The sequence below is a fragment of the Vibrio sp. 1727 genome (assembly GCF_033344415.1).
GTDB classification, from domain to species: Bacteria; Pseudomonadota; Gammaproteobacteria; order Enterobacterales; family Vibrionaceae; genus Vibrio; species Vibrio alginolyticus.
Map to the genome: position 1 here is coordinate 107,874 of NZ_JAWPOT010000020.1, position 11,996 is coordinate 119,869.

General features: G+C 43.3%; 10 protein-coding genes and 1 pseudogene. 4 read left to right on the top strand and 7 right to left on the bottom strand.

The features are described from left to right. Positions 1-101: 101 nt before the first annotated feature. The 3 genes from R8O10_RS18490 to R8O10_RS18500 are packed head-to-tail and all read left to right on the top strand — an operon-like array spanning position 102 to position 4,857. Positions 102-3,278: a response regulator gene (locus R8O10_RS18490; RefSeq protein WP_213871613.1), complete on the top strand. Its 3,177-nt coding sequence runs from the start codon at positions 102-104 to the stop codon at positions 3,276-3,278. Between the two features lie 9 nt (positions 3,279-3,287). Then, the gene (locus R8O10_RS18495) at positions 3,288-3,764 is read left to right on the top strand and encodes a hypothetical protein (RefSeq protein ID WP_025766726.1); all 477 of its coding nucleotides are present in this window, start codon (positions 3,288-3,290) and stop codon (positions 3,762-3,764) included. 1 nt (position 3,765) lies between these two features. Further along, positions 3,766-4,857: a hypothetical protein gene (locus R8O10_RS18500; protein ID WP_025766727.1), complete on the top strand. Its 1,092-nt coding sequence runs from the start codon at positions 3,766-3,768 to the stop codon at positions 4,855-4,857. A gap of 146 nt (positions 4,858-5,003) precedes the next feature. Here the strand turns inward: R8O10_RS18500 and R8O10_RS18505 are convergent, their stop codons facing one another. The 4 genes from R8O10_RS18505 to R8O10_RS18520 form a co-directional block, all read right to left on the bottom strand. Next, positions 5,004-5,315 (bottom strand): hypothetical protein, encoded by a 312-nt coding sequence (locus tag R8O10_RS18505; protein WP_005377799.1) that lies wholly within the window; start codon positions 5,313-5,315, stop codon positions 5,004-5,006. 202 nt (positions 5,316-5,517) lie between these two features. Continuing rightward, positions 5,518-5,952: a DUF962 domain-containing protein gene (locus R8O10_RS18510; RefSeq protein WP_005377800.1), complete on the bottom strand. Its 435-nt coding sequence runs from the start codon at positions 5,950-5,952 to the stop codon at positions 5,518-5,520. A 119-nt stretch (positions 5,953-6,071) separates the two neighbouring features. Continuing rightward, positions 6,072-6,425 carry an MmcQ/YjbR family DNA-binding protein gene (locus R8O10_RS18515; protein ID WP_005377801.1) on the bottom strand — a complete coding sequence of 118 codons (354 nt, stop codon included), beginning with the start codon at positions 6,423-6,425 and terminating at the stop codon, positions 6,072-6,074. Between the two features lie 23 nt (positions 6,426-6,448). After that, positions 6,449-6,931 carry a MarR family winged helix-turn-helix transcriptional regulator gene (locus R8O10_RS18520; protein ID WP_005377802.1) on the bottom strand — a complete coding sequence of 161 codons (483 nt, stop codon included), beginning with the start codon at positions 6,929-6,931 and terminating at the stop codon, positions 6,449-6,451. A 110-nt stretch (positions 6,932-7,041) separates the two neighbouring features. On the opposite strand from R8O10_RS18520, the gene R8O10_RS18525 reads away from it, so the two are divergent. Then, the gene (locus R8O10_RS18525; protein WP_064353868.1) at positions 7,042-7,929 is read left to right on the top strand and encodes a DMT family transporter; all 888 of its coding nucleotides are present in this window, start codon (positions 7,042-7,044) and stop codon (positions 7,927-7,929) included. 132 nt (positions 7,930-8,061) lie between these two features. Here the strand turns inward: R8O10_RS18525 and R8O10_RS18530 are convergent, their stop codons facing one another. From R8O10_RS18530 to R8O10_RS18540, 3 genes and pseudogenes are all read right to left on the bottom strand, one after another. Next, a complete protein-coding gene (locus R8O10_RS18530) occupies positions 8,062-9,384 on the bottom strand; it encodes an EAL domain-containing protein (RefSeq protein WP_258634922.1) in 1,323 nt (440 codons plus the stop codon). A gap of 519 nt (positions 9,385-9,903) precedes the next feature. Beyond that, positions 9,904-11,175 (bottom strand): 4-aminobutyrate--2-oxoglutarate transaminase, encoded by a 1,272-nt coding sequence (gabT, locus tag R8O10_RS18535; protein WP_262639682.1) that lies wholly within the window; start codon positions 11,173-11,175, stop codon positions 9,904-9,906. 14 nt (positions 11,176-11,189) lie between these two features. After that, positions 11,190-11,966 (bottom strand): annotated as a pseudogene (locus tag R8O10_RS18540) (aldehyde dehydrogenase family protein); the annotation flags it as partial. Between the last annotated feature and the right edge of the window lie 30 nt (positions 11,967-11,996).

Here is an 11,996-nt window from a genome sequence, read left to right on the forward strand (position 1 = left end):
TCGGTCACACTTCCCCCACCCATTAATATGAATTTTCTCTTAAAATCTAACATCTGAGATAAATAAACTACACTTTTCATATCAACTTCTTGGATATGGAAATGCGCGTGGTAGGAATCTTTTCTTGGAACAACCTGTCGGTAAAACAAAAGCTATTTGGGTTGGTTTTGCTGCCAATTTTATTGTTGCTTGTCCTCGCGGGTAAACATGTACAAAGCCTTTCTATCCAGGCTCAGGAACTACAAAAAGCACAGTTATTCTCTGTCTACATCGACCGCGTATCTTCGCTTTATCACCTACCGAATAACCCTGATGTAATAGATAAGCAACTAAAAACTCAGCAGATATCTCAATTGTTACGCGACACCGCTGCACCAGTATTCGGTGAAAACGCTGAGATACTAAACCAGTTGACAAGCTTTGAGGAAGCAACCCTCTCGATGCTCTCTTCGCAAAATCAAGAAGAAAAGTTAGATGCAGCAGAGTGGCGCGCTGATACGTTCAAAGAAATCCTCATGAGCTTAGACAAAGTCTATTTTAGAAATGTGAGTTATGAAACAAACACTCACCTTTCTTCTTTGATGCAACTTGAATGGTTGATGTTTTGGTCCACTGAAGAGCATAGATTAAGCGAATATTTGATTCGATCTTCAGAGGAAAATGACGAGTATGACCTCACAACACAGGCTTCTATCCAATCTTTAATCCAGAACCAACAACTATTTCTAGAGCGTTTTGTGACGCTAAATGCCAATCAACAACAAGTAGATCTGCTCATTGAGACGTTTACGGGTGAAGTCTTTATCAAAAGCCAAGAGTTTCGTGCCTATTTATTGCAACCAGCTCAACTCAAATCATTAACCCCGGATGAGATTGATGCGGGGTTATCTGCACTCAACAAACGCTTATCGTTATTACAAAGTGTTGACGACAAAATGGAACAACAGCTGAGTGATGATATATCAAAGACAATCAACACGACGACACAGCACCGCTTTACCTTTATCGCAATGATGAGCCTTTTAACGCTGTTGGTCGTAAGTTTAACGCTAAGATTGGTGCGAAAAGTTACTGGAAACTTGAATCTAGTCCTCAAATTTCTCAGTAACGAAAGCAATGAACAAAGTAACACTGAAAATTCACCTCTTGCTCAACTAATAAAGGGTAAAGACGAGCTGAGTAAGTTTGCTCGAGAGGTAAAAAAGCTTAGTGATGAGCGGATGTTGTCCAGACTAAAGCTCACACAAGCTAAAGAAGATGCAGAACAAGCAAAAGATGATGCAATTAAGGCGAGTAAAGCCAAAAGTAGCTTTTTGGCCAACATGTCCCACGAGATCCGCACGCCGCTAAATGGCGTTATTGGTATCTCTGAAGTCTTATCCGATACTTCCCTGACTGCCACACAACGCGATTACGTCGACACGATTGAAACCTCCTCCCAACTGCTTTTAAGTTTAATTAATGACGTTCTAGACTTCTCAAAAATTGAATCTGGGATGCTGCTCATTAGCCCACATTCAACTTGTGTTCGAGAGTCTATCTATGACATTGCTTCTATCATTTCACCGAAAGCAAAGGAAAAAGGCATCGATGTGCAAGTCAACATTAGCCGTAACACGCCTTACCACGTAATGTTGGATGACCATCGTATACGCCAAGTTGTCATGAACTTCATGTCTAACGCGGTAAAATTTACCGAACAAGGCAGTGTAGAGCTATCGGTCATCACCCGCGAAATAAAAAATGGTGAAGCGGTCATCGAGTTCTCTGTTAAAGATTCAGGGATTGGTATTGATGCCCAGCAGCAAAAGAAAATATTTGCTCCATTTGCCCAAGAGGATAACTCTACTACCCGACAATTTGGGGGAACTGGACTTGGGCTTGCCATTAGCACGCAATTAGTTGAGCTAATGGGTGGAGAAATTCAACTTGAATCCGAGAAAGGTAAAGGCAGTCGCTTCTTCTTTGAACTAACTGCTCCTGTTGTGACGCAAGAGTTTAACGCTTATCACGCTCTGAATCACAACGATATATGGATTGTATGCAGCAGTACTCAACTAGAACAAAAACTGCGTAACGAGTTAAGTTTTTTCAACATCAATATAACGCAGTCAGTAGATACCTTAAGTGCGTTGCCAACGTGGATTGATAACGAGCGCGTTATCGTTATTCATGTAGAAGCATCACCAAATGCAGCGGCGATGCATATCGATGAGATAGAAAGCCTTTGTAAACGAAACATTCGTGTCTGCCTCATCAAGCACCTTCATAGCCCACAATTCGACTTTAGAAACAGTATCAGCGCCTTGGTCACTCAGCCACTACTAGGGCAGCGCTTAATTAAAGCACTTGAAAGTTGTGCGGCAAATTTCTCGCACGCACAACAAGAGAGCACTTCAGCGCAACATGTTAAATCTCTGCCGAAAATTTTGGTCGTTGATGACAATACGGTCAATCAAAAAATCGCGGGGCTACACGTCACAAAAGCTGGCTTCGACTTTGATGTCGCTGTAAACGGACAAGAAGCGGTTGAGAAATTTCAACAGAATCAATACAGCCTAATTTTAATGGACTGCATGATGCCCGTAATGGATGGATTTGAAGCCACCCAAATAATTCGTCAAATAGAAGTAAAAGAAAAACGCGCTTTCAGAATTCCGATTATTGCTCTAACGGCAAGTGTGGTCGATGACGATATACAAAAATGCTTTGACGTTGGAATGGATGACTATGTGCCCAAACCGTTTAAAGCAGGGTTGCTTAAAGAGAAGTTAGATAAGGCAATTGGGTTACGTGTTTCCAACACGACGCCTGCTGAACCACACCAAGAGAACACCACCCCCGATAAAACTCATGAACTACCTGCAAGTTCTGAGCAACCAGAAGCAACGGTAACGCCTATTCGCTCCGAACGCATCTTGCTTGTCGAAGATAATAGAGTGAACCAGAAAGTGGCTTCTCTATTGCTATCTAAAGCAGGCTATCAATTCGAAGTCGCAGAAAACGGACAAATTGCAGTCGAAATGTTCCAAAAAGATGGAAAGTTTGATGTTATTTTGATGGATTGCATGATGCCCATAATGGATGGGTTTGAAGCTTCTAGGCAAATTAGAGCTTATGAAGCGAGTAAAGGATTAGCTAAGACGCCCATTATCGCATTAACAGCAAGCGTCGTTGATGATGATATTCAACGCTGCTTTGATTCAGGAATGGATGCCTACGTACCAAAGCCTGTGCGCAAAGAAAAACTGTTGTATCAAATTGAACAAGCAATGTAGGTGGATTCTATGAGTAGAAATCATTCTCGCGTTGCTTTTCCTTTGCGTTACATAAAACGCTATCTGTTTATTCTGATTGTCCTTCTTTCATTAAATTGCCAAGCTCTCGCTGCAGAAAGCTACGCCGTTTTCTCATTTAATGACGAATTCTCTCCGCTCACTGTAAATAAAGCGCGAAAGTTGTACAGAGGGAAGACGCAACTTTTACAAGGCCAGCGAATTGAACTCTCTGACTGGCCTGCGACATCAACAGAAAGAGCTGAGTTCTATCGTTATCTTCTCAACAAAAATTTAGCGCAAATGAACGCGCATTGGGCAAGCTTGTCTTTTTCTGGTAAAGCTAGACCGCCAAAAGTGATTGCACGCTCCAGCATTGATGACCTCATAGCATGGATGCAAGAGAAGCCGAATAGAATTGGTTATGCCCCAACATCGAGCGTCCCTAGTAATGCTCATGTTTTATGTGTGGTTAGCTCGGAGAATTGATATGAAAAAATATTTAACCATGTTATCGCTGAGTATCGCGACCTTTCCGAGCTCAGCCACGATTGAACTAACAGAACAACTTTCTTTAAGTGGTTTTGGCTCTACGTCGTGGGCAAAATCCGATAACCCAACTACGTTACTAGTTAACCGCTTTATTGGCGATGAATCTTGTTTCGATTGCGATACCACATTCGGTATGCAGCTCGATTATTTTCACAAGGCATTTCGGGCATCCGCACAAGTCGTAAAGCGCCCGCAAGACCATTGGAGCTCGCCTCAGCTCGAGTGGGCGTATTTGGCTTATACCTATCAAAACATAGAAATACGAGGAGGACGCTTAAGACTGCCACTGTTTTTGATGTCTGAGTACAACTATGTCGGCCACGCTTTTACCCAAGCCCGCCCACCGAATGAGGTATATGACAGCATTCTAGGTATCACGGCTTATAACGGCCTATCTGCACGCTGGATTCATGACCTCAATGAGCAAGTCGTACTTACCGCCATGCCGTTTGTCGGGTTTAAAGACAATAGTGACGTAACCATCAATGAACGTACTGAATTGGAAATTGAGTCAAACAATACTGCAGGGATGAACTTAACGCTAAGCGGAGAGAGCTATCGTTGGAATTTTTCCTACCTCCACGGCGATTATGATCAAACAACGACGCTCTCTAACATTGAGCAGTCCACTCCCGGTGGCGGAACCACAATCATTGACCGTCTAGTTGAAACAGAAAAAAACAACACGATCGATCTGTTTTCTCTAGGGTTAAGATACGAGCTCGATAACATTGTGATTATGGCAGAAGGACAGACCAGCAATCTTTCCTCATCTTGGTACGCGACAACAAGTTATAATGTAAACAAGCTGACTCCTTATATTGTTTACGGTCAGCAGTTTAATAGTCGGGATAAAAAAAGTGGAGACAGTTTCTTACTCGGGTTGAGATACGACCTAGATTACAACGTTTCCCTGAATGCAGAATGGCAAAGGTTCAACGCCTACAATAATAGCTCTGGCGCGTTTTCATCAGCCCCAAAGGATGACAGTGCGAGCCTTTATACGCTAATGCTCAACTTCGTTTTTTAATGTTTCTTACAGTACCAATTTCCACAACACTGGGGGCTGTTGTATTAAGAAGGCTTTTTGCAACACGTAACTAAACGCTAAACGACTGGAAGGGATAGAATCGATCAGATAGGTAAGTGGCAATCCAAACAGAGACAAAAGCTACTCTATTTCGGTTTGTTTTGATTGCCTTTTAACCGCTTTTCTTTGCGTCGCAGTGCCCGGAAAAACTTTGACTCTTCGTGGTACCAACCAAGGACACTAATTGGGAAGCCCACGAGCATCATAATAAAAACATCCGCAGGGAGTTGTTCCCAAATGTCGCTTAAAGAATGCAGCTCTCCAAAAATGAACAAACCGATGACTTTACCAAGCAGTAATGCACAACAAATCATAAAGAAGGACTTTAATATATAGTGCCATTTGCCTTTTTTACGCTCTTCTCTCCAATAGGCATATTTATATTGTCGGTCGTACATTCATCCCCCTAAAGTAAACTTGCCGTAAGTTTAAGTATCTCGATAGCGTAAAGTGCGTTGGCACCTCTTTAATCATAGTGCGTATCTAAAGTGAATGCTTGTCGTGGCAATAAGAAGGAGAGCTATTCTGTAGTAAGAGCTACATAATCTCTGAACGTTATATGTCTTGTATCATTCGGATGATGCCTGATTTTGCTTATCGCTAGTGTTTTCTGAACACCCAAATCGGGCCGATGAGTAGAAACTGTAAATCCTCAAAAAACGACGGTTTTTTACCTTCAATCTTGTGACCGATAAATTGCAATATCCACAATACACCAAACAAGAGCATAGAAATATGCAGAACGGGCAACATCAATACCTCTAGCGACCAAATAAGGCCAATGCACGCTAATGTGTAGCCGATCATCATCATGAATACACTCAGAGACAAACGAAAATAGAAAACCCAAGTGGGGATCACCGCTACCCAAACCCAATTAAGTTCGAAGCCTAATAATGAAATCTGGGGAATCGACCAAATAAGTCCAACCACAGAAAGGTAAATACCTGGAACTGCGATTGTGTGAATCTTTTGGTTGATAGGGTTTTGGTGACTCTCCCCGTATTCTTTTAGCCATTCAGATAATGCTCGCATATCATTCCCCTTTTCCACCTTCTTATTCTTATATAGCCCGAGGATGAAAAAGGTGCGAATTTTTCCGTAAAGGCTACGAGCAACGAGCGACAAAACAACAGAGGCCAGTGCGTTGCCGATTACTCACCAAGCAACGCTCGTTGTGCTTTCGGCAGCTTGGCAACGACAAGAGCATAAGAGCGTTCACACAAGTCTTGAATCAACCCATCCTCGACATCACCGTTAAAATAAACCGTTATCCAATGACGCTTATTTAAGTGATAACCCGGGATAATATCCGTAAACTGCGACGTTAAGACTTCTCCATCTTCTGGTTTTACTTTTACGCTGACATACTCCCGACCGTTTCTCTCTGCAATGATGGCAAACATCTTGCCTTTGATTTTGTATACAACCGCTTCAGGCCCAAATGGGAAATCGCTTTCTGCACACATGAAGGTACTTAAGTATTGTTCTAGTTCTTTGCTTTTCATATCCCCTGCCTCCTTCTGCGTTCTCATTCAAATTGTGGCAATAGCAATTTTAACGCCTGGTTAACCTGCTCTTTTTCATTGCCTTCTAAACCATGCAATAACGATTGCTGAACGTCTACATGCTCCAAAATTAGCTTGTCAATTAAGGTTAAGCCTTGCCCTGTTAGTTCAACGGTGACGCTACGTCGGTCTTCTTTACTATGGGTTCTGGTGATAAACCCTTTCTTCTCTAGTTTATCTAAGCGATTAGTCATCGCACCCGAAGTGAGCATCATCGACTCTATTAACGCTGAGGGAGTAAGACAATATGGTGAACCAGCTCGACGCAGTGTCGCTAACACATCAAATTCACCCATTTTCAGATCGTACTTCTTATGTAGCTCGGCGACCCTAGATTCCATGTGTTTTGCAATTCGCATTAGTCGACCCATTATTGCCATCGGTTCAGTGTCGAGGTCTGGCTTCTCCCTAGCCCACTGCTCTACCACTCTATCAATTGCATCCATTATTTCTCTCCAAACATCATATATTTTTTATTTTAACATAAAGATACTTTACAAAAAGCCACCTTGCCGATATCGTTACATTTAATTATCTCTACATAAAGATATTTAACATGAACATTTTACTTGCGATGATTCCTGCCTTTTTTTGGGGGACGACTTACGCTGTTACTCAGTTTACTCTACCGGACTGGCCTCCCGTTTTACTTGGTGCTCTAAGGGCACTGCCTGCGGGTCTTTTGTTGCTGGCAATAAAGCCCTCGTTTCCAAAAAGAAGTGAGTGGAAAGTGCTGCTTGTTTTAGGAACCATCAACATCGCTTGCTTCTTTGGTCTCATTTTTGTCATGGCGTTGACGCTTCCTTCTGCCATCTCTGGTGTTGGTATGGTTTCGGTCCCCGTTTTTGCGATGCTGTTTGGTTGGGCGGTCTACAAACGTCAGCCTAGTGGCATTCAAGCGATAAGCGGCGCAACTTTGATTGCTTTAGCTTGGTTCTTATTTGATCCTAGCTCTATTTCTCTCGAACCCGTGGGCTTACTTGCGATGATCTCCGCCATTATGTGCATCGTGATAGGAAGTAGCGTAACAAAGTCACTAGGTACAAAAATGCACTGGTGGACAGTGCTAACATGGCAGCTCATTTTGGGTGGCGTGATTATGTCTATCGCAACAAGTGTGCTGGCGATAAACAATCCAGAGCCATATGTTACGGTCGTTCAGGACGTATCCATGACGAATATTCTAGGGTTACTGTGGGTAATTATTCTGAACACCGCATTAGGGTATGGCATGTATGTATGGTTATTACAGCGGATGTCGGTCGTAGATTTTACCTTTGGTGGTATTGCAAACCCAGTCGCAGGCATTGTTTCGGGCCTACTGCTATTGGGGGAAACGTTCACTCCTCTGCAATACAGCTTAATGCTAGGAATGATCGTAATGTCATTACTACCTCAGCTCATTACGTCAATCAAAACGAAAAGAGCCGCACTCTCCTCCTAAGTAACGTTAATTCCTAACACTCTAGAAGTAATGAGAGTGTTAGGAATCCTCAAGTGTAACCCCATCAGCAGAAATCAGCGCTAACCTAGGCAACTGACACCTTTAAAACGGTACGTTTTGACATTATGGCTGTTAAGCGCTTGCAAGGTTAGTCAGGGGCTCTGGTTTAGCGTAAACATAACCTTGAATAAGGTAAATCGCATGCTGAGCCAGATATTCGACTTGAGCCTGGCTCTCTACACCTTCTGCAATCATCTCACATTCCGCTTTGTTCGCTGCAGACACAATTGAGTCCAGCACTTTCAATTTTTGGTCGTCAGATCCTATTGGATCAATGAACATCTTATCCACTTTTACACACCGGATGCCCAAATCTTGTAGGTAAGAAAAGCCACCATATCCGGTACCAAAATCGTCAATTTTGAACTTGTAGCCTTTATTCGTTAAATACAAAATCTCTTTTTTCGCGGCCTCAGTGTCTTTTACTGGTATTCTCTCGGTCAATTCAAAATGAATTCTATTAGAGATTGGCCAATTTAACTCCGACAGTAACTTCGTTAATACACCTGACTCTAAATGGGAGGAAACAATATTGATGCTGACCCACGTATGCTCGGGTAAGTCACTTAAGTCTTGTATGATTTTACGAATAAGCTGATTGGTCATCGGGATAATCAGGCCACTTTCTTCTGCAGCACCAATAAACATATTTGGTGGCACCATTCCATCACGCCGCGACCATCGAATCAGAGCTTCATATCCTACTGTCTTACCATCGCGACTATCGACAATCGCCTGGTAGTAAGGAATAAATTCTGCATTACTAATCCCATTTTCAATTAGACCTGTAATGGATTTTCTCAAGCTTTTACCAGATATGTATGAAAATGCAGTCACAAGACCAGCAAGCACACTTACAAGGCCGCCCCACAAAAGTACTCTTTCCTGAGCATAATTTTTAAGTTTTTCACCGCTGTATATCTTTATGAGCATGTTGGCTTGAGACTCTCCTGAAAAGAAAAACTCTTTTGATAGTGCGTTTTCTTCTCCTGCAATATTCGCTTTGCCACGGCTTATCGTTAAATCACCAAATATTGGTTCATCATACTTAAACTCTACAAATAGGCAGTCTTTGCAAGGCGTTTTTATTACCTCGTTAACCCAACTGTTATCAAGTACCCAGAAGACTTCAACGTGTTCATTATCATAAATGACCATCCACTCTATTTGGTCATTCTGTTGCGGCAAAACAAGTGATGCGAAAAAGTTCTCATCCATCTGAAATCGTTCACTACTAGATGGGCGAGACACTTCACTACCAACCGTGGAACACGTTTTTCCGCCTTCTGTGGTCATCGCAATAAAACGAATGTAACGGTTATAAAAACGTGGGTCGCGTAAAGTTCTTACATCACTATCACTACAAGTAAAATCTAACTGAGCAATCTGCTTCACTATTGCTCCGTCCAAATAGGCAGACCTTTGATTTAAATAATCTACGTAAGCATCTATTTTCGACGCTTTTACCGAGTTGACGTAAAAGTTGGTTATCGAATGAAAGGCCACTACAAATATGGCGATGGGAACTAAGCCGAGTAAAATGGCATACCTTGTATTCTTTGTTATCAAAGTTCGTCCTGCTAATCTGACAAGCAACCTAAGTGGGATATGAATACTATCTCATTTTTATAGTCCAAAAAGTGAGGAATGACGCTCAATAAAATTATAGACTCAAGTGGCTTTCAGATGTCGGGATTTAGAATGCGAGCACCAAACCACATTCGAGGAGAACAAAGTAGCGACTAAGTGGAAAGTAAGAACGAGCCCAATTGTTAAGTCATCCGTAATAAAAGTGACGACTTGGAGCTTGAGCAATACTTTTTAGATAGGCAGCAGATACGCTAAAAAACAAAAAGGAAACGATTTATGCCAACCGCTTCCTTGATTTGTTATTGCTATTTAAAAGCGCGTGAATTACGCCACTTCAAGAATCACTTTTTTCAACTTATCTAAACCTTCACTAAGCACTTCAGGCTCAATGGTTAGCGGCGGCAACAAGCGAATCACGTTCGCTTTTACCCCACAAGAAAGCAGGATAAGACCATTTTCTTGCGCTTTAGAAATCACCGATTTGGTCATCTCTTGTAGCGGCTTACCTGATTCTGGGTCAGTAAATTCAATCGCCATCATCGCACCCGTAGTACGGATTTCACCAATAGCAGGCACAGATTGTTGCAGTTTGGTCATACGTGCATTGACCACTTCACCGATGCCCATCGCTTTAGCACACAAATCTTCTTCTTCGATGATTTTCAGCACTTCAAGACCAGCAACACAACCGAGTGGCGAGCCTGCATAAGTACCACCTAAACCACCAGGCAGTGCGGAGTCCATTACATCCGCTTTACCAACAACAGCTGAGATTGGGAAACCACCAGCAATGCCTTTCGCCATTGTCATTAGATCGGGTTCAATGCCTAGGTACTCCGTCGCAAACATTTTACCGGTACGGGCAAAACCCGTTTGGATCTCATCCGCAATCAGCATGATACCGTGCTTGTCACACAGCTGACGCAAGCCTTGTGCAAACGCTTCAGGTGCTTTGTAGAAGCCGCCCTCACCTTGTACTGGCTCGAAGATGATCGCCGCAACACGTGATGGTTCAATATCACAAGCAAATAGATCGTCGATCGCTTGTAAGCTTTGCTCAACGCTGATGCCGTGAAACGCATTTGGGTAAGGCGCGTGGTAGATTTCGTTCGGGAAAGGACCAAAGCCCGCTTTGTATGGCGCAACTTTACCGGTTAACCCCATCGTCATATTTGTGCGACCGTGAAAGCCGCCTTTGAACGCTATCACGCCGCTACGACCAGTATGAGCGCGCGCTACTTTCACGGCGTTTTCGACCGCCTCGGCGCCAGTGGTTAGAAAGATCGCTTTCTTCTTAGTCTCACCTGGTGCCAGTTCTGTCAGCTTTTCCGCCAGCTCAACGAATGACGCGTAAGGCGTGACCATCGCACACGTGTGCGAGAAGTTATCCAACTGAGCTTTTACCGCTTCACTGATACGTTTGTGAGAATGCCCGGTGTTAGTTACCGCGATGCCCGCTGCAAAGTCGATGTATTTGTTGCCTTCGATATCCCATACGTAAGCGTTTTCTGCTTTCTCGACGTAAAGTGGGTACAGTGCGCCCATGCCTTGAGCGATAACTTGGCTTCTTCTTTCGTGTAGTTGTTGGTTTGTCATTGTCTTGTCCTTAATTAGTTGCCGCCAAAGCAGAGATATTTCACGTCCATGTATTCATCGATACCTTGTTTTGCTCCTTCGCGTCCGATGCCGGACTGCTTAACACCACCGAAAGGAGCGACTTCAGTAGAAATCATGCCTTCGTTAATGCCGACCATGCCGTATTCGAGCGCTTCTGCGATTTTCCAAACACGGTGGATGTTTTGGCTGTAGAAGTACGACGCAAGACCGTAAATGGTGTCGTTCGCCATTTCGACTAGTTGTTCGTCGCTGTCAAAACGAATCACTGGCGCGACAGGGCCAAAGATTTCCTCGGAAACAATCTTCATGTCGTGAGTAACGTCTTTGAGAACCACTGGCTGCATAAATAAACCATCGAGCTTTTTAAGTTCTGAAACCGGCTTCGCGCCTTGCTCGATAGCACCATCGATCAACGCTTGAATGCCTTGCTTCGCTAACTCGCTGATCACTGGACCAATGTTGACCCCCTCTTCCAATCCGTTACCAACTTTGAGCTGCTGAACCGCAGCGTCAAACTTAGCAACGAATTCGTCATACACTTTGCTGTGCACGTAGAAACGGTTAGCACAGACACATGTTTGACCAGCATTACGGAATTTAGAAGCGATTGCACCTGTCACGGCTGCATCGATATCAGCGTCATCAAACACAATAAACGGTGCATTACCACCCAGTTCCATTGATGTGCGTTTAATGTCCCCCGCACTTTGCTGCATCAGCACACGGCTTTGTTGCTTAATTCGGTGAGAAGACATGGTAGCCCCATGTTGATCAGTTCTTAAACAACATACCGAGTTTCA